The organism is Pseudomonas sp. GB2N2 (genome assembly GCF_054897705.1).
The window spans coordinates 1,294,660-1,318,862 of sequence record NZ_CM142701.1 but is presented as its reverse complement, the minus strand read 5'-3'; the positions used below and the strand labels follow the sequence as shown (position 1 = coordinate 1,318,862).

21 protein-coding genes, 1 tRNA gene and 1 pseudogene are annotated in these 24,203 nt (G+C 59.5%); 16 read left to right on the top strand and 7 right to left on the bottom strand.

The genetic code is table 11. The annotated features are described in order from the left end of the window. Entirely contained in the window at nt 1–933 is a 933-nt protein-coding gene (locus ACYZT4_RS06085; protein WP_461986090.1) for a helix-turn-helix transcriptional regulator, read from the bottom strand. Between the two features lie 584 nt (nt 934–1,517). Here ACYZT4_RS06085 and ACYZT4_RS06080 point away from each other — a divergent pair. The 4 genes from ACYZT4_RS06080 to ACYZT4_RS06065 all read left to right on the top strand — a co-directional run bounded on the left by ACYZT4_RS06080 (nt 1,518) and on the right by ACYZT4_RS06065 (nt 5,463). Beyond that, entirely contained in the window at nt 1,518–2,867 is a 1,350-nt protein-coding gene (locus ACYZT4_RS06080; RefSeq protein WP_461986089.1) for an MFS transporter, read from the top strand. Between the two features lie 114 nt (nt 2,868–2,981). After that, on the top strand, nt 2,982–3,674 hold the full coding sequence (locus ACYZT4_RS06075; protein WP_461986087.1) for a fumarylacetoacetate hydrolase family protein: 693 nt from the start codon (nt 2,982–2,984) through the stop codon (nt 3,672–3,674). Nucleotides 3,675–3,717: 43 nt separating this feature from the next. Then, a complete protein-coding gene (locus tag ACYZT4_RS06070) occupies nt 3,718–4,476 on the top strand; it encodes an SDR family oxidoreductase (protein ID WP_461986085.1) in 759 nt (252 codons plus the stop codon). Nucleotides 4,477–4,506: 30 nt separating this feature from the next. Beyond that, nucleotides 4,507–5,463: a 2-hydroxyacid dehydrogenase gene (locus tag ACYZT4_RS06065; RefSeq protein ID WP_461986083.1), complete on the top strand. Its 957-nt coding sequence runs from the start codon at nt 4,507–4,509 to the stop codon at nt 5,461–5,463. Nucleotides 5,464–5,508: 45 nt separating this feature from the next. Here the strand turns inward: ACYZT4_RS06065 and ACYZT4_RS06060 are convergent, their stop codons facing one another. Beyond that, complete coding sequence (locus ACYZT4_RS06060) at nt 5,509–6,810, bottom strand: Nramp family divalent metal transporter (protein WP_461986081.1); 1,302 nt, start codon at nt 6,808–6,810, stop codon at nt 5,509–5,511. Nucleotides 6,811–6,915: 105 nt separating this feature from the next. On the opposite strand from ACYZT4_RS06060, the pseudogene ACYZT4_RS06055 reads away from it, so the two are divergent. Further along, nucleotides 6,916–7,279: pseudogene (locus ACYZT4_RS06055) on the top strand (lactonase family protein); the annotation flags it as partial. Between the two features lie 216 nt (nt 7,280–7,495). Here ACYZT4_RS06055 and ACYZT4_RS06050 read toward each other — a convergent pair. From ACYZT4_RS06050 to ACYZT4_RS06030, 5 genes are all read right to left on the bottom strand, one after another. Further along, nucleotides 7,496–7,571 (bottom strand) — tRNA-Gly (locus ACYZT4_RS06050). Between the two features lie 63 nt (nt 7,572–7,634). After that, on the bottom strand, nt 7,635–8,195 hold the full coding sequence (gene pgsA / locus ACYZT4_RS06045) for a CDP-diacylglycerol--glycerol-3-phosphate 3-phosphatidyltransferase (protein WP_461986080.1): 561 nt from the start codon (nt 8,193–8,195) through the stop codon (nt 7,635–7,637). Nucleotides 8,196–8,227: 32 nt separating this feature from the next. Continuing rightward, on the bottom strand, nt 8,228–10,051 hold the full coding sequence (gene uvrC, locus ACYZT4_RS06040; protein WP_461986078.1) for an excinuclease ABC subunit UvrC: 1,824 nt from the start codon (nt 10,049–10,051) through the stop codon (nt 8,228–8,230). A gap of 2 nt (nt 10,052–10,053) precedes the next feature. Then, on the bottom strand, nt 10,054–10,695 hold the full coding sequence (gacA, locus tag ACYZT4_RS06035) for a response regulator transcription factor GacA (RefSeq protein ID WP_008015884.1): 642 nt from the start codon (nt 10,693–10,695) through the stop codon (nt 10,054–10,056). 126 nt (nt 10,696–10,821) lie between these two features. Then, on the bottom strand, nt 10,822–11,265 hold the full coding sequence (locus ACYZT4_RS06030) for a GNAT family N-acetyltransferase (RefSeq protein WP_461986076.1): 444 nt from the start codon (nt 11,263–11,265) through the stop codon (nt 10,822–10,824). A 127-nt stretch (nt 11,266–11,392) separates the two neighbouring features. Here ACYZT4_RS06030 and ACYZT4_RS06025 point away from each other — a divergent pair, with 127 nt between their 5' ends. From ACYZT4_RS06025 to ACYZT4_RS05975, 11 genes are all read left to right on the top strand, one after another. After that, on the top strand, nt 11,393–11,521 hold the full coding sequence (locus ACYZT4_RS06025; protein ID WP_461986074.1) for a hypothetical protein: 129 nt from the start codon (nt 11,393–11,395) through the stop codon (nt 11,519–11,521). Between the two features lie 335 nt (nt 11,522–11,856). Then, a complete protein-coding gene (locus tag ACYZT4_RS06020; protein ID WP_461986072.1) occupies nt 11,857–12,930 on the top strand; it encodes a 3-deoxy-7-phosphoheptulonate synthase in 1,074 nt (357 codons plus the stop codon). 224 nt (nt 12,931–13,154) lie between these two features. Then, nucleotides 13,155–14,036, top strand: coding sequence for an esterase/lipase family protein (locus ACYZT4_RS06015; protein ID WP_461986070.1), 882 nt, complete (start codon nt 13,155–13,157; stop codon nt 14,034–14,036). A 129-nt stretch (nt 14,037–14,165) separates the two neighbouring features. Beyond that, nucleotides 14,166–14,447, top strand: a complete 282-nt coding sequence (locus tag ACYZT4_RS06010) for a peptidylprolyl isomerase (protein WP_461986069.1) — start codon at nt 14,166–14,168, stop codon at nt 14,445–14,447. 122 nt (nt 14,448–14,569) lie between these two features. Then, entirely contained in the window at nt 14,570–16,432 is a 1,863-nt protein-coding gene (locus ACYZT4_RS06005) for an extracellular solute-binding protein (protein WP_461986067.1), read from the top strand. Continuing rightward, complete coding sequence (locus ACYZT4_RS06000) at nt 16,432–17,505, top strand: microcin C ABC transporter permease YejB (protein WP_461986065.1); 1,074 nt, start codon at nt 16,432–16,434, stop codon at nt 17,503–17,505. Before ACYZT4_RS06005 ends, ACYZT4_RS06000 begins: the two co-directional genes overlap by 1 nt. After that, a complete protein-coding gene (locus ACYZT4_RS05995; protein WP_461986063.1) occupies nt 17,505–18,527 on the top strand; it encodes an ABC transporter permease in 1,023 nt (340 codons plus the stop codon). The genes ACYZT4_RS06000 and ACYZT4_RS05995 overlap by 1 nt, the downstream gene beginning before the upstream one ends. A 29-nt stretch (nt 18,528–18,556) precedes the next feature. Continuing rightward, nucleotides 18,557–20,128, top strand: a complete 1,572-nt coding sequence (locus ACYZT4_RS05990) for an ABC transporter ATP-binding protein (RefSeq protein WP_461986061.1) — start codon at nt 18,557–18,559, stop codon at nt 20,126–20,128. 58 nt (nt 20,129–20,186) lie between these two features. Further along, entirely contained in the window at nt 20,187–21,602 is a 1,416-nt protein-coding gene (locus ACYZT4_RS05985) for a sigma-54 interaction domain-containing protein (RefSeq protein WP_461986059.1), read from the top strand. 284 nt (nt 21,603–21,886) lie between these two features. Beyond that, entirely contained in the window at nt 21,887–23,278 is a 1,392-nt protein-coding gene (locus ACYZT4_RS05980) for a GntP family permease (protein ID WP_461986057.1), read from the top strand. 7 nt (nt 23,279–23,285) lie between these two features. After that, nucleotides 23,286–24,071: a 3-hydroxybutyrate dehydrogenase gene (locus ACYZT4_RS05975; protein ID WP_461986055.1), complete on the top strand. Its 786-nt coding sequence runs from the start codon at nt 23,286–23,288 to the stop codon at nt 24,069–24,071. The last annotated feature ends 132 nt before the right edge of the window (nt 24,072–24,203 follow it).

The following is a 24,203-nucleotide window of genomic DNA, read 5'->3' as shown; positions in this document are numbered from 1 at the left end:
TCACGCGTTGGACGGTGATTGCGGCGTATCGGGATTAAGTTGCTGACGTCTGAATTGCCCGGGTGGCTGGCCATGTATCTGGCGAAAGCGTCGCGAAAAATAGGCTTCGTCGGCGAAGCCGCACAACCTCGCCACCTCCCCCACCGGCCGCGTGCCATTGAGCAGATAATTGCGCGCCGCGTGCATCCGGCGCTCGAGTACCAGCTCAGTGAAGGTCTTGCCAATTTCCTTGCGCAACCAGTGCGTCAGGTATGTCGGAGACAGGTAAGTCGCGGCGGCCACCTTGATCAGGTTGAGGTCGGGGTCGGCAATGTTTTTGCGCAAATATTCCGACATCCGGCTCAAAGCGTCGCGCCGACTGACTTCAGCGGCGTTCTCTTCGGCCAACCGTTTCAGCGGCTCGGCATACAAGGCACAGACACTCCCCACCAATTGCAGCAACAGGCCCTTGAGCATCTCGCGGGTGCCGAACTGGCGGTTTTCATCGAGCACGCGCATCTGTTCGATCAAGCCACAGACTTTGTTGAAATCCTCGTCGGCCAGAATGAAATCCAGATGTTCCTGGAAGCGGAACGGTGACAACTCCGGCGCCAGCAGAATCGAGACTTCCTCCAGATCCATGGGGTCGCACTGCAAGTGCGGCAGCAGAAAGGTCTGGGAAAAATTGATCACCATGAAATTGCTGTCGTCCGGGTGCGGAATCACGTGCACGCGATGCGGCAGGATGAAGGCCAGCGTGTTGCGCGGGAACGGTCGTTCCACGTTGCCGATGTGCTGCACGGTATCGCCACCGAGGTTGATCTGGATCTGAAAGTACTCGTGGCGATGCGGACTGGTTTCGGCGCGCCGACCCTTTTTGTCGCGGATATAGAAATCCGTTAACTCGCTGCGTTGCTGCATGACGTAGGTGGGCACTCGACTGGCTGACGACATCACCTGAGAATCCTCGGCAGGTACATGGACAGGTTTTCATCACGCCGTGAAGCCCGGCGACGACGTGGTGATTGTGTAGGCGGACACGGTTCATATCAACACGTCATAGGATGACGCTGATAATTCTGAAATTAATTGTATCCGTGTGTGCTTCGTTAACTGTCCAAAAAAGCGATGCTCAAGAAAAATTAATTAACTTATATAAAACATATAGTTATTAATAATATCGAATAGAAAAATGGAAATTTGGCCAAGCGATTTTTCTTGGACACCTGCATTAACGGCTGTTTTCAGGAGAAAAAACGATCTAACGCCTCCGTTGATTTCAAGAGGTTGTACGACCACATTGACAACCAATGCAGCCCGACCTTCCAAAAACAATCAAAAGGTGCGCACTCATGAACCCGCTATTCCCCCTCGCCACTCCTCCCCCAGCCGCCCTTGCCCGAAGGCGTATCTGAGCGCCTGACAGCGGCTGTCCGCGCCTTTCGTTCACGTAGCAATTGCACTGCCCCGGCACTGGCGGCAACGGTTCCGGCTGCGCGCAACTCTCTCGATGCTTCCAATAATAAAAAGGTCTACTCATGTCGAACTCGCAAACCTCCCCGTCCACCGCGTCGTCGGTGAGCGTCGGCGCCCGGGACGCCGTTCTGCCCCAGCGCCTGCCCACCCGTCGGCGGTGGTTCATGCTGTCATTGCTGCTGATTGCGACCATCATCAACTACATCGACCGCGTGAACATCTCGATTGCTGCGCCGTTCATGGCCAAGGATCTGGGCCTGGACAAGATCGAAATGGGCCTGATTTTTTCCGCGTTCGCCTGGACCTATGCCCTTGCTTTGGTGCCCGCCGGATTCATCGCCGATCGCTTCGGTTCTCGATTCACTTACGGGGTGTCGCTGATCAGTTGGTCGACCGTCACCGTGTGCCAGGGCTTCGCCACCGGTTTCGCCTCTTTGTTCGGACTGCGACTGGCCGTCGGCGCCATGGAAGCACCGGCCTTTCCGGCCAATAGCCGGGCGGTGACCGTTTGGTTCCCGGCTCGGGAGCGCGGCATGGCGAGCAGCATTTACGTGTGCGGCCAATACCTGGGCACGGCGCTGTTTACCGGTGTGCTGTTATGGCTGGCGACGACCTATGACTGGCGCCACGTGTTCTACAGCACCGGGATACTCGGCATCGTATTCGGCGTGATCTGGCTCTGCCTGTACCGCGATCCGCTGAGCTGCAAGAAGGTCAGCCAGGAAGAACTGAAATACATCGAATCCGGTGGCGGCCTGGTCAAGAGCAGTCAGGAACGGACCAGATTCAACTGGCGGCAGATCGCCGAGCTGTTCAGCTATCGGCAAATCTGGGCGATTTGCATCGGCAAGTTTGCCAGCACCTCGGCGCTGTACTTTTTCCTGACCTGGTTCCCGACGTACCTGATCGAAGAACGCAAGCTGACCATGATCAAGGCCGGAATCTTCGCTGTGATGCCGTTTGTGGGCGCGACCATCGGCATTCTGCTGGCCGGCATCGTCTCTGACCTGCTGATCCGCCGCGGCTATTCAATGTCCTTCGCTCGCAAGTTGCCATTAGTGGTCGGATCGATGCTGGGCATGTCGATTGTCCTGGTGAATTTCACCGACTCGAACGTGATCTGCATTGCCGTGCTGACCATTGCCTTCTTCGCCCAAGGGATTGCCTCATCATCGTGGGCAGCGGTATCGGAAGTCGCGCCCAAGGAACTGATCGGTCTGACCGGCGGGATCACCAGCCTCGCCGCCAACATCGGCGGGATCGTGACCCCGATCGTGATCGGCGCCATCGTCCACGCGACGGGCTCGTTTGCCTACGCCTTCTGGTTCATTGGTGGCGTGGCGCTGATCGGCACCCTGTCCTATTCGTTGCTGCTCGGTCGCTTGTATCGCATCGAGCTCAAGGCGCGCTGAGCCCGCTGAACAGGCGCGCAGAAAAGCGTTTTTCTCCAACACGAGGCGGCTTTCGTCCAACTTCGCAAAACGAAGCCGCCGTAGGCTGATGCTTCCAACAGGACCACGATAAAAATGACCATGACCGAATACGTTTTCACTCCGGATTTACCCGTTACCTTGCCCGTTGCCGGCAGCCAGCAACGTTTCCCCGTTGGCCGGGTATTTTGCGTCGGCCGCAACTATCCGTGGCCAGACACCCAGGGCCAGTCCCGCCAGCCGCCAGTGTTTTTCATGAAACCGGCGAGCAACGTGGTGGATGCACTGGGTGAAGTGGCGTTCCCGCCGTTGACCGAAGAGTTTGCCCACGAAATCGAATTAGTCGTGGCGATTGGCGAAGGTGGCGCCAATATTCCGGAGAGTCAGGCGCTGGCCTATGTCTGGGGCTACGCCGCCGGGCTTGACCTGACTCGTCGTGATGTCCAGCGCGCAGCCAAAAGCAATGGCTTACCGTGGGAAGGCGCCAAGGTGTTCGACGGTGCCGCGCCGATGACCGCTATCGTACCGGTCACTCGCGCCGGACACCCGGACGGCGACTTGTGGCTGAACGTCAACGGCGATGAGCGCCAGCGCGACAGCCTCGACAGCCAGATCTGGTCGGTCAGTGAAATCATCAGCCGCATCTCGCAATCGGTCGCGCTGCGGGCCGGTGACCTGATCATGACCGGCAGCCCGGCAGGCGTCGACGTGCTGCAACCCGGCGACATCATCAACGCCGGGATCGACGGCATCGGCCAACTGGAAATGCGCGTCAGTCAGCGGCCTTGAGCCCGGCAAACGCCCCTCTCGAATTGAACAAGGCGATAACCCCATGAACAGTCCTTTGAAAGTGGCCCTGGTGACCGGCGCTGGCAGCGGAATCGGTCGCGCCGTGGCTCTGGCGCTGATGGCCGACGGCTTCACCCTGATACTGGCGGGACGCCGGCCGGAACCGTTGCAGGCATTGGTCGACCTGGCACTCGGCGAGGGCCGCGAAGCCTTGGCGGTGCCCACGGATGTGCGCGACCCGGCCAGTGTCGATGCACTGTTTGCAACCATCACCGAGGTCTACGGACGCCTCGATGTGGTGTTCAACAACGCCGGGGTCAACGCCCCTGCGGTGCCGCTGGATGAACTGACGTTCGAGCAGTGGCGCAACGTGATCGACACCAACCTCCACGGCGTTTTCCTCTGTGCCCGCGGCGCCTTCGGCCTGATGCGCCGACAACAGCCACAGGGCGGGCGCATCATCAACAACGGCTCGATCTCGGCCCACACCCCACGCCCATTCAGCAGCGCCTACACCGCCAGCAAACATGCAGTGCTGGGACTGACCAAATCCCTTGCCCTCGACGGGCGCGAATTCAACATCGCTTGCAGCCAGATCGACATCGGCAACGCCCTGACCGAGATGTCGGTGCGCATGACCAAAGGCGTGCGCCAGGCCAACGGCAGCATCGCCGTGGAGCCAATGGTCGACGTCAGGCATGTCGCCGATGCCGTGCGCTACATCGCCGGCCTGCCGCTGGAGGCGAACGTCCTGAACATGACCGTCATGGCCAGCGCCATGCCCTTTGCCGGTCGCGGTTGACCGGCCTTTTTATTCCGTTATGAGGTTCACATGAAGCCAGAAGTCCTGCAGCTCAGCCCGATCCTGATTCCTGAAATCAACGCGCGACTCGATGAGTTGTTTACCGTCAGGCGTTACTTCCAGCAGGCCGACAAGCCGGCTTATTTGCAGGAACACGGCGCGAACATTCGCGGGGTGATCACCGGCGGGCACACCGGCATCACCCAGGCGGTGATGGCGCAATTACCCAGACTGGAAGTAGTGGCAGTCAACGGCGTGGGCACCGATGCGGTGGACCTGGCGTACGCCCGGGATCGCGGAATTCGCGTCACCGCGACCATCGGCGCGCTGACCGAAGATGTCGCGGACCTCGCGATCGGCTTGTTGATTGCCGTGTGCCGGGGCCTGTGCACCAGTGATCGTTACGTGCGTTCAGGGCACTGGCCCAATAGCCCGACGCCGTTGGCGCCTTTGCCGTTGGCGCGTCAAGTGTCCGGCATGCGCATCGGTATCGTCGGCATGGGCCGGGTCGGCCGTGCCGTGGCGATTCGAGCCGCAGCGTTCGGCTGCCCGATCAGTTACACCGATCTGCAACCGATCAGCGATGTGAACCACACCTTCATTGCCGATCTGAAGCAACTGGCGGCCACCAGTGATGCGCTGATTCTCGCGGCTGCCGCCGACAAAGGTGAAGCCATCATCAATGCCGAAGTACTGCACGCGCTGGGCAAGGACGGGTATCTGGTCAACGTCGCTCGGGGCAAGCTGGTCAATGAAGCTGATCTGGTGGCAGCACTTGCAGCCGGTGAGATCGCGGGCGCGGCGCTGGATGTGTTTGTCGATGAACCGAACGTGCCGCAGGTACTGTTCGACAACGAGAACGTGGTGCTGCAACCCCATCGCGCCAGTGCGACGTTGCAGACCCGCACGCGAATGGGCGAGATGGTGGTGGCAAGCCTGGTGGACAGTTTTGCCGGAAGAATACCGCAGGGTTCAGTGACTGACTGAACATAGGCTACCGAGGGGACATTGCATCCCCTCAGTGGCTCGATGTCAGGTAAACAGATCGACGCCCAACTGGAAGGCGACCCACAGCGCAAGGCCAGTGGCAAACAGCAGCGCGACGTTTTCAAACAGGTTGTTACGGTATTTCTTGTCCAGCAACGATTTCTGGTTGGACATGATGAGCAGCCCCAGAGAAATGACCGGCAAGCCAATGATGTTCAGCGCGCTGACACCGATGGTTAGCGTCACGAAATCCGGCATGCCTGGCAATGACCAAACCAACGGCGTCACGAGGATGAACAGCATGAACCACTTGTGCATCGGATCATGATGAAACTCTTTGCCGTACTTCTCGCGACGTTCAGGACGAACGTGCTGGAAGGCATCGGTAATCAGCATCGGGAACGCGGTGGTCTTGCCTGAAATACTGGCAAACAGTGTCGCGAATACGCCGATGAAGAACACGTACCAACCGATCGGGCCGAAGAAAATTTCCAGCGCCTTGCCCAGGTCGCCCAGGGTCTTCACCTCGATACCGTTGGGCCGCAGGATTTCCGCGCCGACGATCCAGATGGCCAGGTTGATGACGATCCCGACAAACACTGCGAACAGCAAATCGTTACGTTGCACACGCTTGTGTTGCGGCCCTACCCAGCCTTTTTGGCGCATAACGTAAGGATGGACGAAGTTGGCAATCGAACCGGCCACGGCGCCGATCACCGAGACCGCCACCAGCAGCGCGCCATGCACGCCTTCATCCGGCGGGATGCTGAAACCGATAGTGCCTTTGACGATGCCGACGACATCCGGTCCGGACATCACGGCCAGGGCAATGAATGCCAGGGTCATGATCGCCAGCAGCACCTTCATCACGCCTTCGATCATCGAATAAATATTACGACCCACCAGCATCCACACCGCGAGTACCACCGCCAGTGAGCACAGCAGGGGCTGGTCGATTTTCAACAGCATTGCCAACGACTCACCCGCCCCCTTGATCATGTAGGCGTTCATCAAGTGCCCCATCAGCAGGGCGTAGACGAGCATGAACCAGGCGAAAAACGGATTGAGCTGGGCATAGCCCTGCAGGATGGTCATGCCCTGGTTATTGCACAGCTGGAAGCGAGCGATGATGTTGACGATCAGGTATCTCAAGAGCAGAGAGACCGCCAACACCCACATCATCGCGTAACCGTAATTGGCACCGGCCACGGATGAGGTAATCAGGTCACCCGCGCCCAGCCAGGACAGTACCGCGATGATGCCGGGGCCCAGCAGCTTGAGCGCTCGTGAAAATCGATTTTGTGCGGGCGCCGCAGCGTTGCCTTCGACCGAAGGAATGCTCGTCATAGAGGGTATCTCCGTTTATTTTTTTTGTGAGAACGGACGCAGTCGAACACAATAGATAAGACGTCGTACAACCATTATCGAGCGAGAGTATGTTGAAATGTTTCCCTCTCCTCTATCGGCAGCGGCCACGTCAGCGTCCCGGTCGATACCGGGCCCCCACACCCGGCCTTCTCCCCGAATGGAAAATTCCTGTACGTGGTCGGTGATATGAGCGGCACGGGGCACCGCGTTCTCAATCAAAGACAGCACGGGTGAATCGACGCAGATTGCGCTAGCCAATGGCATTCCCAAGCGTTTGAAACTGGCGCACGGCGAAGTCCGTGACGCACGCAACAACGACCTGAAGGACGACCCGACTCCACGCATCTGGGCAGCGGACCTGCGAATCTCGCCCGATGCCAAGTTGCTGTTGATGACCGAGCGCACCAGCAGTTCGGTGTCGGCCTTCGCGGTTGACCCTGCGAAAGGCGGGTGAAGCGGCTTCGGGGAAAGGTGCGTTGTGGATCGAGATGTTGCAGACGTCGAAGGAGTAAATCTCGGGCGGGGGAAATCCGGCGCATGGAGGTCGGGGGTTGGCTAACCCCGACCCGCTGGATTTCAGTTTTTCCGCCGCAACGAAAAAAGGACCCGAAGGTCCTTATTTCAATCGCTTACAAAATTCTGATGAATTCTGAAGCGCTATGTTTGGAGCGGGAAACGAGACTCGAACTCGCGACCCCGACCTTGGCAAGGTCGTGCTCTACCAACTGAGCTATTCCCGCGTCTTGGTGAGGCGCATTCTATAGAATCCAGATGCCTCGTCAACCCTTTGATTCAAAAATGTTTTATTTCTTTTCCACATCGGTCTTCAGATGCGGCCAGGCAGCCCGCAGGTATTGGACCATCGACCACAACGTCAGCCCTGCCGAGATCAGCAACAGCGCATAACCCAACAAAACCCAGAAGGTGAAGGATGACGGATTGGCCAGCAGGATGACCAGCGCGAGCATTTGCGCGGCGGTTTTCCATTTGCCCAGGTTCGACACGGCGACGTGAGCACGCGCACCGAGCTCGGCCATCCACTCGCGCAGTGCCGATACAACAATTTCGCGACCGATGATCACGGCGGCCGGCAGCGTCAGCCACAGGTTGCCATGTTCCTGCACCAGCAAGACCAGCGCCACGGCGACCATCAACTTGTCCGCCACCGGGTCGAGAAACGCGCCGAATGGCGTGCTTTGCTCCAGACGACGAGCGAGATAACCGTCCAGCCAGTCGGTGGCAGCGGCAAACGCGAAGACCGAAGCTGACGCCAGGTAGCTCCACTGATACGGCAGGTAAAACAGCAAAATGAAGATCGGGATGAGCAGGACGCGTAGAACGGTAATCAGATTAGGGATATTCATCGGCACAACTGGCTACGAGGTGAGGTGGCATTCTACTCGCTGTGCAGATTTGCATAAATCAACTCTGCGAGCTTTTTACTGATTCCGGGTGCTTTGGCGATCTCTTCGATGCTGGCACGAGACAGCTCCTGCAATCCACCAAAATGTTTCAACAAATCACGCCGGCGTGTCGGCCCAACGCCGGCAACGCCCTCCAGTGTAGACGTGCGTCGTGTTTTGCCACGCCGGGCGCGGTGCCCGGTGATTGCAAAACGGTGAGCTTCGTCGCGGATCTGCTGGATCAAATGCAGCGCCGGGGAATCGCCGCGCAAGGTGAATTCGTGCGCAGCGTCATTAAGGTACAAGGTTTCAAAACCGGCCTTGCGCGTCGCACCCTTGGCCACGCCCAGCAAAATCAGGTCGGGCACCGCCAGTTCATTGAGCACGTCGCGCGCCATAGACAGCTGCCCCTTGCCGCCGTCCACCAGCAAAATGTCCGGCAGCTTGCCCTCCCCGTCCTTGAGCTTGCTGAAGCGTCGGGTCAGGGCCTGGTGCATCGCGGCGTAGTCATCGCCCGGCGTAACGCCTTCGATGTTGTAGCGGCGGTAATCAGACTTGATCGGGCCTTCCGGACCAAACACCACACAGGAAGCAACGGTCGCTTCGCCGCTGGAGTGGCTGATGTCGTAACACTCCAGGCGCTGCGGTGGCTCATCCAGTTTCAGCACGTCAGCCAGCGCTTCGAAACGCGCGGCGACGTGTTGGCGATTGGCCAGGCGCGCGCTCAGGGCCTGCTCGGCATTGGTCACCGCCAATTGCTGCCAGCGGGCCCGCGTGCCACGAACCCGATGGCTGATGGACAGTTCGCGACCGCGCAATTCGTCGATGGCCGCGATCAACGTTGGAAAATCTTCGTGGACCACGTTGACGATGAATTCACTCGGCAAGTCGCGTTCGGGGCTGCTGACGTAGTACTGACCGAGAAACGCCGCCATGACTTCCGAAACGTCTTCTTCAATACCCACCTGCGGGAAGAAGTTCTTGCTCCCCAACACCCGGCCACCGCGCACGCTGATCAAGTGAACGCAGGCACCGCCCGGGTTGACGAACGCCGCGATTACGTCGACATCGCCGGTCCCGCCTTCCATGCTTTGCTGATCCTGAACCCGGCGCAGCAACGAGATCTGGTCGCGATATTCGGCGGCACGCTCGAATTCGAGGTTGACCGCGGCGTCTTCCATGCCGGCGGACAACTCGTCAGTCAGCGCATTGCTGCGCCCCTCGAGGAACATCACGGAGTGCCGCACATCTTCGGCGTACACCTCGGGCTCAACCAGGCCGACACAAGGCGCCTTGCAGCGTTTGATCTGGTATTGCAGGCACGGCCGCGTGCGGTTCTTGTAGTAACTCTCTTCACACTGGCGAACGAAAAAGGTCTTTTGCAGCAGGCTCAGACTCTCGCGAATCGCACCGGCGCTGGGATAAGGGCCGAAATATTTGCCCTTGGCCTTCTTCGCCCCGCGATGAATGCTCAAACGCGGGAACTGGCCGTCCGAGAGAAACACGTAGGGGTAGGATTTGTCGTCGCGCAGCAGAATGTTGTAGGGCGGACGCCATTCCTTGATCAGCGTCTGCTCAAGCAACAGGGCTTCAGTTTCATTGGCCGTGATCGTCGTTTCGACCTGGGCAATCCGCGCCACCAGCGCAGCGGTCTTCGGCGCGTGGCCGGACTTGCGGAAATAGCTCGACAACCGATTCTTGAGGTTCTTGGCCTTGCCGACGTAGAGGAGGCGCGCCTCGCTGTCGAACATGCGGTAGACGCCGGGGCGTCCACTGACCGTCGACAGGAAAGCGCTGGGATCGAAGGTGTCTGTCATTATCAGAGGCTGGCATCAACCATGCCGTGACGAACTGCCAACAGCGTCAACTCGACATCGCTGCTGATCGAAAGCTTTTCGAAAATTCGGTAACGGTAGGTGTTCACGGTTTTGGGTGACAGGCACAACTTGTCGGAAATGATCTGGACCTTCTGGCAGCCGACAATCATCAGCGCGATCTGGATTTCCCGTTCCGACAGTGCGTCGAACGGCGAATCGTTGGTCGGCTGGAAGGATTTGATCGCCAGTTGCTGGGCGATCTGCGGGCTGATGTAGCGTTGCCCGGCAAACACCAGGCGGATGGCCTGGACCATTTCCGGCAACCCGGCGCCCTTGGTCAGATAACCCGCAGCGCCCGCTTGCAGCAACCGGGTAGGGAACGGATCTTCTTCGCACACGGTGACCGCGACAACCTTGATATCCGGATGACTGCGCAACAGTTTGCGGGTGGCCTCAAGGCCGCCGATGCCGGGCATCTTGACATCCATCAACACCACATCGGGTTTCAACTCACGCGCCTTGAGCAGGGATTCCTCACCTGACTCAGCCTGGCCGACCACTTGCAGGCCATCGATGTCAGCCAGCATTCGTGTAATGCCTGTACGAACGAGATCATGGTCATCGACTACTAGCACCCTAATCAAGCAGACACCTCGCGATATGGTCTTAGTGGGTTGGCGCCACCTTAGCAAAAAGCGACTGGCAGACCTAGCGGCAAGCGTCATATAAAAAGTTTCAATACATCTTGAAAGGCTTGTCTCAAGCGTGTTTCAGCGATACGAGGCATCGACATCGCGCTGCATTCTCAGGAAACACTCGTCGGCGCCGACCACCTTCAGGCCCTTGCGCTCATACAACGCTTTCGCCGGATTGTTTGCAAAAACCGTCAAGCGTAAAGCCGGGCGTCGCTCCCTGGCCGCCATTGCGAAAACCTGATCGATCGCCCAGGAACCGGCGCCCTGCCCCTGGAACGTCTCCAGCACATGCAATTCGCGTATATACAAAGCCTTGGCATCGCGACTCAGGCTCACATAACCGATTGGCACTCCATCACGAACCATCAGCCAGTTTTCTCGACCCGCCCAGGCAACATCAAACGCTTCATCCTGCCACAGCAAATCGTGCTGAAGGTAATAGCGGAGCATGGTTGTGCAGGTCAGCTCGCGCGCGAACGGCAAGTCGGGCGGAGTCGCCAGGCATAGTTCAAAGTTCATACACGTTCTCTGCTGTCTACAGCGAGCATTCTAGCGATAGAAAACGCCGACGGTCATCGATAGCATTTTCTGATTGAAACCGCGTACCCGCCTCTAGTAAGCTCGGCGCATCCATCGGAGACCGACCATGTTCAACGCCATCTCGCAGCTTCGTACCGACAGCGCCCCGCGCTCGGTGGCGGCTGCCCGGGCGAACAGTGCTTGTGCTCCTGTCAGCTTTTATTTTGGGTATTGGTTTAGCCACTGGCGCGCCTGATACCCACACGGCGCCCACTTTAAACGGGTCGCCACCAGAGATTTATCAACCCCCGGTCGGCTTCCCGACCGGGGGTTTTGTTTTTCAGCGCCACCACATTTTTGCAACACACCCTACAACTGAGGATTCGCCCCATGAACTACGCCACTTATTACCGTTACGACAGTTTTACCGCCTGGCGATTTAGCAGCCTCCGCTCGGGACAGCCTGCCGCCTCCGATCGGTCACCCACAGGTGGCAAGCACACACACGCAGCCAATCCGGCCAATTGTCGAACACCCCAGTAGGGCCGAGCACGCGGGAACGAACCCGCCGCCCGCCCAGGAAGCCTGACCATGAACTCGTCCGTCTCTGCTCTGCCACTGTCCACCCTGAGCCCTGCCAATGAGGCGCTGACCCGGCGTTTGCCCAGCTCGTTGCAACTCAAACAGCAACTGCCCCTCAGCAACGCCCTGAACCGGCAAGTCGCCGAACATCGCGACGCGGTTCGCGCGATCCTCAACGGTGAAGACGCCCGTTTGCTGGTGATCGTCGGGCCTTGCTCGATCCACGACCCCCGCTCCGCCCTCGAATACGCCAGCAACCTCGCCCGCCTCGCCGCCGAAGTCAGCGATGAAATGCTCCTGGTGATGCGCGCCTACGTCGAAAAACCCCGCACTACCGTCGGCTGGAAAGGCCTGGCCTACGATCCGCAACTGGATGGCAGCGATAACATGGCCGCTGGCCTGATCCTGTCCCGCGAGCTGATGCGCGAGATGCTGCAACTGGGCCTGCCGGTTGCCACCGAACTGCTGCAACCGATGGCTGCCGGTTACTTCGACGACTTGCTGAGCTGGGTGGCGATTGGCGCCCGTACCACTGAATCGCAGATCCACCGGGAAATGGCCAGCGGTCTGAACATGCCCGTTGGCTTCAAGAACGGCACCGATGGCGGCGTCGGCGTGGCCAGCGACGCCATGCGCTCGGCCGCCCACCCGCATCGGCATTTCGGTGTCGACAGCCAAGGGCATCCAGCAATCATTCAGACCCCGGGTAATCCTGACACTCATCTGGTACTGCGGGGCGGCCATCGCGGTCCGAACTACGACCGCGACAGCGTTGCCCAGGTGAACAACGATCTGGCCAAACTGAAGATCCCTACGCGGATCATGGTCGATTGCAGCCACGCCAACAGTGGCAAAGACCCACTGCGTCAACCGGCGGTGTTCAACGATGTGCTGGAGCAGCGCTTACAGGGTGATCGGTCGTTGATCGGAATGATGATCGAAAGTCATATATTCGAAGGCTGCCAACCGTTGAGTCCGACGTTGCGATATGGCGTCTCGGTCACCGATGGTTGCCTTGGGTGGGACGCAACGCAGGCGTTGTTGCGGCAAGCGGCGCAGCGGTTGCGGGCGGCACACGGTTGAGAGGTAAATGACCTTCCGGAGGTAGGCCATTGCAGGACTCTGCGCTACCTCCGAATAAAGGATGTCGGGACATTCCGAAAAGGCCCTGGTGCAAAATCGAAAATTCGTACTTTATCTATTCCGTTTTCACCCAATCACAGCGGCTGTTTCATACATCGCCCGCACGTCGGAGTGCTTTAGAGTGAAGCCAGCTCACTCACAAACTCCCTCGAAAAGGTATGAACATGCAACGGAATGCAAGCACTCTCCATCCTATCCTGCTGGTTCACGGCCTGTTCGGTTTCGACCGGATCGGCCCCTTCGGACTCTTCGATGACATCAAGCATGCACTGCGCAGCAACGGCGCCAGGGTGTTCATACCTCAGCTGTCCGCTACCCATACCAACGAAGCACGCGGTGAACAGCTTTTGGCGCAGATCGAACGAGTGCTGGAGGGCACCGGCGCAGACAAGGTCAACCTGATCGGACACAGCCAAGGGGCATTGGCCGCCCGGTACGCCGCGGCGATTGCGCCGCAAGTCGTGGCGTCGGTGACGTCGGTCAGCGGGCCGAACCATGGTTCGGAACTGGCCGATTTCCTGCGTAAGGCGCTGACGGCCGGACGACTTCCGGAGCGGGCGGCAGAAGCGGTGGCCACGTTGTTTGCCGATTTCCTGTCGTTGCTGAGCGGCCATCCCGAACTGCCACAAAACGCCGTTGCCGCACTGGATGCGTTGACCACCAAAGGCGTTCACGCCTTCAATGAAAAATACCCCCAAGGATTGCCAAAAAACTGGGGAGGCAAGGGTTCCGATCAGGTCAACGGCGTTCGTTACTATTCCTGGAGCGGCACGTTGCAGGGGACGATCCTCGGTGAAGGCGGGAATGCGCTCGATCCCCTGCACGGATTCTCCCGCGCGTTTTCCCGCTATTTCACCACTGAAGCCGAGCAGAACGACGGTATGGTCGGGCGCTTCAGCTCCCATCTGGGCAAAGTGATCCGATCCGATTATCCGCTGGATCATCTGGACAGCATCAATCAAACCGCCGGTCGGGTTCGCAAAGGCGTCGACCCGGTTGATCTCTATGTGCAGCACGCCGAACGCCTGCGCAAGGCCGGCCTGTAAGCATTCGCAGGAACTTAGAGAGGAAATGGAGCACTGAATCCGGTAGGCTCAGCACTTTACAGAACATTGCCTGCACATTGATTGAACATTGACCGAACATTGACCGAACATCAAAAGGAGCATTTACCCATGCCTAAAGCCACTGCCCGTCACATCCTGGTTGCCAGCGAAGACAAGTGCAACGAACTCAAGACCCAGATTGAAGGCGGTGCCGATTTCGCCGAAGTTGCCAAGGCCAACTCCACCTGCCCGTCCAGCCGTCAAGGCGGCGACCTGGGTTCGTTCGGTCCTGGCCAGATGGTCAAGGAATTTGACACCGTGGTCTTCAGCGCACCGATCAACGTCGTGCAAGGCCCGGTCAAGACCCAGTTCGGCTTCCACCTGCTGGAAGTGACCAGTCGTCAGGACTGATCAGTTCGCGACGCTTCCCGCACAACGGCCCGCCTTTTGGTGGGCCGTCGTGTTTCGGTGGCAAGGGACGCACCGCTAGCGTACAAACAGCGGTTATCGACCATACGGCTCTAAGGCTGACAATGCGACTGGCTTTCCCTACTTTGTTGTTCGTGGCCCTGCTGTTGGGCGCCGCTGGTGTGAATGCAGCACCCCAACAGGCGCTCACTGTCTACGGTGAACCGGCGAAATACCCTGCCGGCTTCAGTCATTTTGCCTACACCAATTCTCAAGCACCCAAGGGCGGGACGATGCGGCGTTCGGCGATCGAAATCGGCCACTTCGACCATATCCTGCCTTATATAGACAAAGGCATCGGCGTGACGCAGATCGACGGTCTGATCTACTCGCCCCTTGCCCAGCGTTCGCTGGATGAACCTTACACCGTGTACGGCCTGGTGGCGCAGAAGATGGAACGCTCGGACGACGGTTTGTCGCTGCGGTTCTACCTCAATCCCAAAGCCCGTTTCGCCGATGGCAAGCCAATCACCGCCGACGACGTGCGTTACACCTTCAACCTGCTGATGACTCAGGGGAGCCTGCGCTACCGCACGCAATTTGCTGACGTCAAAGGCGTAGAAGTGGAATCGCCACAAACGGTGCGTTTCGACTTCAAGAGCAACGAAAACCGCACCCTGCCCCTCGACATCGCGACGTTGCCGGTGTTTCCCGAACACTGGTGGACATCCCGTGACTTCGCCGGCGGCGGCGGTTACGAGCCGCCACTGGGCAGCGGCCCGTACAAGGTGAGCAAGGTCGACTCCGGGCGGAGCATCACGTTCGAGCGCAACGCCGATTGGTGGGGCAAGGATTTGCCCGTCAGCCGTGGCTTGTACAATTTCGACCATTTCAGCATCGAGTATTTCGGCGATACCGACGTGGCGCGCCAGGTTCTGCGTGGCGGCGCCTACGACTACAACCGCGAATTCTCCGCCACCGGCTATTCCATCGGTTATGACAGCCCGGCCCTGAGTGACGGTCGCTTGCAGAAAGCGCATCTGGCGCAAGACGCACCACAATCGGCACAAGGTTTCGTGTTCAACCTGCAAAATCCGATGTTCCAGGATCGCCGCGTCCGCCAGGCCTTGGTGATGCTCTGGGATTTCGAATGGAGCAACCGGCAGATGATGCGCAATCTCTATATTCGCCAGCAGAGTTTCTTTTCCAACACCGACCTCGCCGCCCGCAGCTTGCCGGATGCTGCCGAGTTGGCAATTCTTGAACCTTTGCGCGGGCAGATTCCCGACGAGGTGTTCACCAAGGTCTTCGAAGCACCGAAAACCGATGGAAGCGGCGTGATCCGCGACAAACAGCTGCAAGCGCTGGAGCTGCTCGAACAAGCCGGGTGGAAGCCCGATGGCGACCAACTGGTGAATGCCGAAGGCACGCCGCTGAGCTTTACCTTTCTGGTCAGCCAGAACGGCATGGACCGTTTGCTGCTGCCATACAAGCGCACGCTGAAGCAGATCGGCATCGACCTGAACATTCGCCGCATCGACTCGTCCCAATACGTCAACCGGCTGATGTCCCGGGATTACGACATGATCGTCACCGGCTATCCGGTCACCACGTCGCCGGGCAATGAACTGAACAACTACTTCGGTTCGGCAGCGGCCAACGACCCGGGCTCCAACAACTACATGGTGTTGAAAAACCCGGCGGTCGATACGCTGGTCAACGGCTTGGTGCGCGCCACCACCAAGGCCGACATGTTGCGCTACGCACATGCCCTGGACCGGGTGCTGCAGTGGAACTACTACTGGATTCCCAACTATTACCCGCCTGGCAGTTCGACCGTGTGGTGGAACCGCTTCGGCATTCCCACTGTGCAAGCCGCGAATGACGAAGCCATCGAGAGTTGGTGGGAAGTGAGCTCCACGCCCCTGACCAACCAACAGATGACCGACGAACTGATCAAGCGCGGCAGACCCGGAGGACCGCGCTGATGTGGGCTTATATTCTGCGGCGCCTGCTGCTGATCATTCCGACGCTGGTGATCATTCTTCTGGTCAACTTCGTCATCGTCCAGGCAGCGCCCGGCGGTCCGGTGGAACAAGCGATTGCGCACCTGCAAGGCATCGGCGGCGCCAGTGTCGGCGCCAGTCTGGGCGGCGGCTCCAGCGAAGTCATGAGCGGCAGTTCGCGGGCCAGCCGTGGCCTCGATCCGCAATTGATCAAGGAAATCGAAAAACAATACGGCTTCGACAAACCGGCCCACGAGCGTCTGTGGCTGATGCTCACCAGCTACGCGCGCCTGGATTTCGGCAAGAGCTTTTTCCGCGGCGCGACGGTCACCGACCTGATCCTGGAAAAAATGCCGGTGACCATCTCCCTCGGGCTCTGGGCGACGCTGATCACCTATCTGGTGTCGATCCCGCTGGGCATCCGCAAGGCGGTGCATCACGGCAGCCACTTCGATATCTGGACCAGCACTGCGATCATCATCGGCTACGCGATGCCGGCGTTCCTGTTCGCGATGTTCCTGATCGTGGTGTTCGCCGGCGGCACCTCGTTGAACTGGTTCCCGGTACGCGGGCTGGTCTCGGACAACTTTGGATCGCTGTCCACTATCGGCAAGATCGCCGATTACTTCTGGCACCTGGTGTTGCCGGTGACGGCACTCGTTATCGGCGGGTTCGCCACGCTGACGATCCTGACCAAAAATTCTTTTCTCAATGAAATCACCCGCCAGTACGTGGTCACCGCCCGGGCCAAGGGCATGAGCGAACGCCGCGTGCTGTACGGACACGTGTTCCGCAACGCCATGCTGTTGGTGGTGTCGGGCATTCCCCAGGCATTCATCAGCGTGTTTTTCGCTGGCTCGTTGCTGATCGAGGTGATCTTTTCCCTCGATGGCCTCGGCCGCATGAGTTACGAAGCGGCGGTGTCGCGGGATTACCCGGTGGTGTTCGGCTCGCTGTTCATCTTCACGCTGTTCGGCCTGCTGATAAAACTGGTGGGCGATCTCTGTTACACGCTCGTCGACCCGCGTATCGACTTCGCCGCGAGGAACGCCTGATGTTCAAGCTTTCACCGCTGGCGCGGCGTCGCTTCGATCGGTTCAAGAAAAACCGCCGTGGCTGGTGGTCGCTGTGGTTGTTCATCGGCCTGTTTTTGCTGACCCTCGGCGGCGAGCTGATCGCCAATGACAAACCGCTGGTGGTCAGTTACCAAGGCTCGTTGTACTTCCCGGTCTTGAAGCGCTACACCGAGCAGGCATTCGGTGGGCAATTGCCGTTCCAGGCCGACTACCGCAGCGACTATGTGCAGCAGCTGATCAAGAAGGATGGCGGCTGGCTGCTGTTTCCGCCGATCCCGTTCAGCGACGACACGCCCAATTACGACCTGAACAAACCGGCGCCGAGCCCACCTTCGAGCGTCAATTGGCTGGGCACCGACGACCAGGCGCGCGATGTGATGGCGCGGGTGATTTTCGGTGCGCGGGTGTCGATTCTGTTTGCGTTGATGCTGACCTTTGTCAGCGCGCTGATCGGTATTGCCGCCGGCGCGCTGCAAGGCTATTACGGCGGCTGGGTCGATCTGATCGGCCAGCGTTTGCTGGAGGTCTGGTCGGGCTTGCCGGTGCTGTACCTGCTGATCATCCTGTCGGGTTTTGTCGAGCCGAATTTCTGGTGGCTGCTGGGGATCATGGCGCTGTTTTCCTGGCTCGCCCTGGTGGACGTGGTGCGCGCCGAGTTCCTGCGCGGGCGCAACCTCGAATACGTCAAAGCCGCACGGGCGCTGGGTCTGACGGACAGCAAAGTCATCGTCCGGCACATCCTGCCCAACGCGATGAACGCGACCCTGAGTTACCTGCCGTTCATTCTGACCGGGGCGATCTCGACGCTGACAGCGCTGGATTTCCTCGGTTTCGGCATGCCCGCCGGCAGCGCTTCGCTGGGCGAGTTGATCGGTCAGGGCAAGCAGAATCTGCAAGCGCCGTGGCTGGGGTTGACGGCGTTTTTTACCCTGGCGCTGATTCTTTCTTTACTGGTCTTTATCGGTGAGGCGTTGCGAGACGCTTTCGACCCACGGTCTTGACCCACGTTCATGAATATGCGGACATTGATATGAGTAACCTGATCGAAATCCGTGACCTCTGCGTGGCCTTCAACGGCCAGACCGTGGTGCGCAACCTGTGCCTGGACATCCGCCCCGGTGAATGCCTGGCGCTGGTCGGCGAGTCGGGTTCCGGAAAATCCGTGACAGCACACTCGATCCTGCAACTGCTGCCCGAGACCGGCACTGAATCTACCGGCAGCATTCGCTATCGCGGCAAGGAACTGCTCGGCGCTTCGTCGAAGGTGCTGCGGGAGTTGCGCGGCAACCGCATCGCGATGATCTTCCAGGAGCCGATGACCTCGCTCAACCCGCTGCACAGCATTGAAAAACAGATCGGCGAAACCCTGCTGCTTCACAAAGGCCTGACCGGCAAACCCGCGCGGGCACGAATTCTGGAACTGCTGCACCTGGTGGGCATCCAGAAGCCCAAAGAGCGGCTCAAGGCCTATCCCCATCAACTGTCCGGCGGCCAGCGGCAACGGGTGATGATCGCCATGGCCCTGGCCTGCGAGCCGGAATTGCTGATCGCTGACGAACCGACCACAGCGCTCGATGTGACGGTGCAGCGCAAGATCCTGCTGCTGCTCAAGTCTCTGCAACAGCGGCTCGGCATGTCACTGCTGCTGATCAGCCACGACCTTAATCTGGTGCGCAGCATCGCCCAGCGCGTGTGCGTAATGAAGGGCGGGGAAATCGTCGAGCAGGCGCCATGCGAGACGTTGTTCACCGAGCCGAAACACCCTTACAGCTGCGTGCTGCTCAACGCCGAACCGGAAGGCGAAGCACTGGCCCGGGACGAGCGCGAGAACGTGCTGGAAGTGGACAATCTAAGCGTGCGCTTCCCCCTCAGCGGCGGGCTTTTTCAGCGCAAGACGTATCTGCACGCCGTGGACGGCATCAGCCTGAATGTGCAGCGCGGCAAGACCTTGGGCATCGTCGGTGAATCCGGCTCGGGCAAGTCGACGCTGGGTCAGGCGATCCTGCGCCTGCTCGAATCCGAAGGCGGCATTCGCTTCCAGGGCGCGGCGCTGGACGGCCTGACGCAAAAACAACTGCGGCCGTGGCGCAAGAAAATGCAGGTGGTGTTCCAGGACCCGTTCGGCAGCCTCAGCCCGCGGATGTCCGTGGCGCAGATCATCAGTGAAGGCCTGGAAGTGCACAGCCAGTTGACGGCGGACGAGTGCAAGGCTGAAGTGATTCGCGCCTTGCAGGAAGTCGGCCTCGACCCGCAAAGCCGCGATCGCTACCCCCACGAATTTTCCGGCGGCCAGCGCCAGCGCATCGCGATTGCCCGGGCGCTGGTGCTGAAACCGGCACTGATTCTGCTGGACGAACCGACCTCGGCGCTGGACCGCACGGTGCAAAAACAAGTCGTCGCCCTGCTGCGTCAGCTTCAGGAAAAACATGGCCTGACGTACCTGTTCATCAGCCACGACCTGGCGGTAGTACGCGCCCTCGCTCACGACATGATCGTGATCAAGGATGGCAAAGTGGTGGAAAGCGGTGCCAGCCACGACGTGTTCGAATCGCCGCAGCATCCGTACACCAAAGAGTTGTTGGCAGCGGCGCATCAGCGGTAGGCGTGACACCGCGTCGCCGCCTTCGCGCGCAAGCAACACACAATCAGGATCAGCCCACATGAACACCACCGAAAGCCTCAAGGATTACCAGCGCGTTCGTCTGTTGGCGATCCGCTCGCTGTTCGAAATCATCGAGCAGTCGAGCGAAGGCACGGTGATTGTCGATCGCGATGCCAATATCGTCTGGATGAACGAGCGCTATGCCCGGCGTTTCGGCCTGGAATCGGCTGAAGTGGCGATCGGCAAGGCCTGCGAAAGCGTGATCCCCGGCAGCCTGCTGCGCGAAGTGGTGCGCACCGGCCGCCCGATTCTGCTGGACATGCAGGACACCCCGAAGGAACCGCTGGTGGTCATGCGCCTGCCAATTCACGACGATGCCGGCGTGGTCATCGGCGCCATCGGTTTTGCCCTGTTCGACGAGTTGCGCAGCCTGTCGCCGATGCTCAAGCGCTACATGAGCATGCAGGAAGAACTCGCTTCCACCCGCTCGCTGCTGCGGGCGCGGCAGACCAAATACAACTTCGCCCACTTCATTGGCACCAGCGCCGCCAGCCTGGAAGTCAAACGCCGTGCCCGACGCAGTGCCAGCGCGGATTCCCCTGTGTTATTGCTGGGCGAAACCGGCACCGGCAAAGAGCTGTTGGCGCAGGCAATTCATGGCGCATCGCCGCGCGCCCACAAAGCTTTCGTCAGCATCAACAGCGCGGCGATTCCCGAAGCGCTGCTGGAAGCCGAATTCTTCGGCACCGCCCCCGGCGCGTTCACCGGCGCGGATCGCAAGGGCCGCGTCGGCAAATTGCAGATCGCCCAGGGTGGCACGCTGTTTCTCGATGAGATCGGTGACATGCCCCTGCCCTTGCAGAGCAAACTGCTGCGGGTGTTGCAGGAAAAGGAGTTTGAACCGGTGGGCTCCAACGAAGTGATCCAGAGCGATGTGCGAGTCATCGCCGCCACCTCCACTGACCTCGAAGCGGCAATCAAGCGCGGCGAGTTTCGTGCGGATCTGTATTACCGCCTCAACGTGCTGCCGATCCAGGTGCCGCCACTGCGGGATCGCCTCGATGATCTGCCGGCGCTCAGTGAAGCCATTCTTGAAGAACTGCGCAGCCAGCATGAACTGAACCGTGAAGCACTGGCACTGCTGGGCCAACATGCCTGGCCGGGGAATATTCGGGAACTGCGCAACGTGCTGGAGCGGGCGGCGTTGCTCAGTGATGATTTGCGGTTGAACGCAGAGGATATCCGCGCGGCGATTGGTACGGTTACGCCCGTGGAGCGCGTTGGACCGGTTGCGTTCGAAGCGACTGCGCAGGAGACATTCAGCGAGGCGCGGGAACGGTTTGACCGGCAGTTCATTCAGTCCGCCCTCGCGCAATGCGGGGGCAAGGTCATTGACGCGGCGGCGCGTTTGGGGCTGGGGCGATCGACGTTGTACAAGAAGATGGTGGCGTTGGGGATTGCAGAATCTCTTTAAAGAGACATGCATCTCTATTGGTAGATAGACCATCGCGAGCAGGCTCACTCTTACAGGGATGCGGTTGGGCGTGAAAACTCGATCTACTGTAGGAGTGAGCCTGCTCGCGAAAGCTATAAAACCGGCAATGCACATCTCAAAATTGAGATACCCAACCTAAAACCCGCACACCCATACTGAATATCCCTATATATATCAACATGTTGCCGCTTTGGCACAAATCTCGCTAAAGCCCTCCTCCACAACGTTCCACCCCACAAAAATAACAATTCTGGAGACACACCATGAGTGTGATCATTGCCTTGGCAGCCCTCGCGCTGCTGATGCTCGCGGCTTACCGTGGCTATAGCGTTATCCTCTTCGCACCGATTGCCGCCCTCGGCGCCGTGCTGCTCACCGACCCTTCCGCTGTCGCCCCCGCTTTCACTGGGGTGTTCATGGAAAAAATGGTCGGCTTTATCAAACTGTATTTCCCGGTATTCCTGCTCGGCGCCGTGTTCGGCAAGCTGATCGAGCTATCGGGTTTCTCGCGCTCCATCGTCGCCGCGGCGATTCGGCTGCTCGGCACTCGCCAGGCGATGCTGGTCATCGTGCTGGTCTGCGCCCTGCTGACGTACGGCGGCGTCTCGCTGTTTGTGGTGGTGTTTGCGGTCTACCCGTTCGCCGCGGAAATGTTCCGCCAGAGCGACATTCCCAAGCGACTGATCCCGGCGACCATCGCCCTCGGCGCGTTTTCGTTCACCATGGACGCCCTGCCCGGCACCCCGCAAATCCAGAACATCATCCCCAGCACCTTCTTCAACACCACCGCCTGGGCGGCGCCGTGGCTGGGTGTGATCGGGACGATTTTCGTCTTCTGCACCGGCATGCTGTTTCTTCAACGCCAGCGCAACAAGGCGCAGCGCGCCGGTGAAGGGTATGGCACCGAACTGCGCAACGAACCGGAAACCTCGGCTGACATCAAGCTGCCCAATCCTTGGATTGCCCTGTCGCCGCTGCTGGCGGTAGGCATCATGAACCTGCTGTTCACCCAGTGGATTCCCCAGTGGTACGGCAAGACCCACAGCCTCGCGCTGCCGGGCATGACCACACCGGTGACTACCGAAATTGCCAAGCTGACCGCCATCTGGGCGGTTCAGGCAGCGTTGCTGGTCGGCATCATCATGGTGCTGGCATTCGGTTTTCAGGCGATTCGCAGCAAACTCGCGGAAGGCAGTAAAAGTGCGGTCAGCGGCGCGTTGCTCGCGGCGATGAATACCGCCTCGGAATACGGTTTTGGTGCGGTGATTGCGTCATTACCGGGCTTTCTGGTGCTGGCCGACTGGCTCAAGAGCATCCCCAATCCGCTGGTCAACGAAGCGATCACCGTGACCCTGCTGGCCGGCATCACCGGTTCGGCATCAGGCGGCATGAGCATTGCGCTGGCCGCCATGGCGAATGACTTCATCGCCGCGGCCCATGCCGCCAACATCCCGCTGGAAGTGCTGCACCGGGTGGCCGCGATGGCCAGCGGCGGCATGGACACCCTGCCGCACAACGGCGCAGTGATCACTTTGCTCGCGGTGACCGGCCTGACCCACCGCGAAGCCTATAAAGACATTTTCTGTATTACGCTGATCAAGACCCTGGCGGTTTTTGTGGTGATCGGTACTTTCTACGCCACTGGCATTGTGTGAGGTATTCATGACGACTCTTTCCGGCAAGACTGCACTGGTTACCGGTTCCACCAGCGGCATCGGCCTGGGCATCGCCCTCAGCCTGGCCAAGGCCGGCGCGAACCTGATTCTTAACGGTTTCGGCGATGCCTCCAAGGTGATTGCCGAGGTTGAGCTGCTCAATAAAGAAAGCGGCGGCAAGGTCGGCCATCACCCGGCTGATGTCAGCGACCCAGCGCAGATTGCCGAGATGATCGCCTACGCCGAACGCGAATTCGGCGGCGTCGACATTCTGGTCAACAATGCCGGGATTCAACACGTCGCGTCGGTGGAAGACTTTCCGGTGGAGCGCTGGGATTCGATCATTGCGATCAACCTGTCGTCGGTGTTCCACAGTACCCGTTTGAGCCTGCCGGGTATGCGCGAGAAAGGCTGGGGGCGAATCATCAATATTGCCTCGGTACACGGCCAGGTCGGCTCGGTGGGCAAGGCAGCCTACGTGGCAGCGAAGCACGGGGTGATCGGCCTGACTAAAGTCGTCGGCCTCGAAACCGCCACCACCAACGTCACCTGCAACGCCATTTGCCCGGGCTGGGTGTTGACGCCGCTGGTGCAGAAGCAGATCGATGACCGCATCGCCGCCGGGACCGATCCGCAGCAGGCGCAACATGATTTGCTGGCCGAGAAGCAGCCTTCGCTGGAGTTCGTTACGCCGCCGCAATTGGGTGAGTTGGTGCTGTTTTTGTGCAGCGAGGCCGGTAGCCAGGTGCGGGGCGCGGCGTGGAATATTGATGGTGGGTGGTTGGCGCAGTGATTGGCCGGTAGACCGCGTTATCGTTCATCGCGGGCAAGCTCACTCCCACAGGTGTTTGTTGTGGATGCCGAATTTTGGCTCGGCGCGCAACCTCTGTAGGAGTGAGCCTGCTCGCGATTGGATCTGAAGATC

What these genes read in the sequence shown, in the direction of transcription:
- ACYZT4_RS06085 (WP_461986090.1), bottom strand. Translation starts at nt 933, where the DNA reads ATGTCGTCAGCCAGTCGAGTGCCCACCTACGTCATGCAGCAACGCAGC.
- ACYZT4_RS06080 (WP_461986089.1), top strand. Translation starts at nt 1,518, where the DNA reads ATGTCGAACTCGCAAACCTCCCCGTCCACCGCGTCGTCGGTGAGCGTC.
- ACYZT4_RS06075 (WP_461986087.1), top strand. Translation starts at nt 2,982, where the DNA reads ATGACCATGACCGAATACGTTTTCACTCCGGATTTACCCGTTACCTTG.
- ACYZT4_RS06070 (WP_461986085.1), top strand. Translation starts at nt 3,718, where the DNA reads ATGAACAGTCCTTTGAAAGTGGCCCTGGTGACCGGCGCTGGCAGCGGA.
- ACYZT4_RS06065 (WP_461986083.1), top strand. Translation starts at nt 4,507, where the DNA reads ATGAAGCCAGAAGTCCTGCAGCTCAGCCCGATCCTGATTCCTGAAATC.
- ACYZT4_RS06060 (WP_461986081.1), bottom strand. Translation starts at nt 6,810, where the DNA reads ATGACGAGCATTCCTTCGGTCGAAGGCAACGCTGCGGCGCCCGCACAA.
- pgsA (WP_461986080.1), bottom strand. Translation starts at nt 8,195, where the DNA reads ATGAATATCCCTAATCTGATTACCGTTCTACGCGTCCTGCTCATCCCG.
- uvrC (WP_461986078.1), bottom strand. Translation starts at nt 10,051, where the DNA reads ATGACAGACACCTTCGATCCCAGCGCTTTCCTGTCGACGGTCAGTGGA.
- ACYZT4_RS06030 (WP_461986076.1), bottom strand. Translation starts at nt 11,265, where the DNA reads ATGAACTTTGAACTATGCCTGGCGACTCCGCCCGACTTGCCGTTCGCG.
- ACYZT4_RS06025 (WP_461986074.1), top strand. Translation starts at nt 11,393, where the DNA reads ATGTTCAACGCCATCTCGCAGCTTCGTACCGACAGCGCCCCGCGCTCG.
- ACYZT4_RS06020 (WP_461986072.1), top strand. Translation starts at nt 11,857, where the DNA reads ATGAACTCGTCCGTCTCTGCTCTGCCACTGTCCACCCTGAGCCCTGCC.
- ACYZT4_RS06015 (WP_461986070.1), top strand. Translation starts at nt 13,155, where the DNA reads ATGCAACGGAATGCAAGCACTCTCCATCCTATCCTGCTGGTTCACGGC.
- ACYZT4_RS06010 (WP_461986069.1), top strand. Translation starts at nt 14,166, where the DNA reads ATGCCTAAAGCCACTGCCCGTCACATCCTGGTTGCCAGCGAAGACAAG.
- ACYZT4_RS06005 (WP_461986067.1), top strand. Translation starts at nt 14,570, where the DNA reads ATGCGACTGGCTTTCCCTACTTTGTTGTTCGTGGCCCTGCTGTTGGGC.
- ACYZT4_RS06000 (WP_461986065.1), top strand. Translation starts at nt 16,432, where the DNA reads ATGTGGGCTTATATTCTGCGGCGCCTGCTGCTGATCATTCCGACGCTG.
- ACYZT4_RS05995 (WP_461986063.1), top strand. Translation starts at nt 17,505, where the DNA reads ATGTTCAAGCTTTCACCGCTGGCGCGGCGTCGCTTCGATCGGTTCAAG.
- ACYZT4_RS05990 (WP_461986061.1), top strand. Translation starts at nt 18,557, where the DNA reads ATGAGTAACCTGATCGAAATCCGTGACCTCTGCGTGGCCTTCAACGGC.
- ACYZT4_RS05985 (WP_461986059.1), top strand. Translation starts at nt 20,187, where the DNA reads ATGAACACCACCGAAAGCCTCAAGGATTACCAGCGCGTTCGTCTGTTG.
- ACYZT4_RS05980 (WP_461986057.1), top strand. Translation starts at nt 21,887, where the DNA reads ATGAGTGTGATCATTGCCTTGGCAGCCCTCGCGCTGCTGATGCTCGCG.
- ACYZT4_RS05975 (WP_461986055.1), top strand. Translation starts at nt 23,286, where the DNA reads ATGACGACTCTTTCCGGCAAGACTGCACTGGTTACCGGTTCCACCAGC.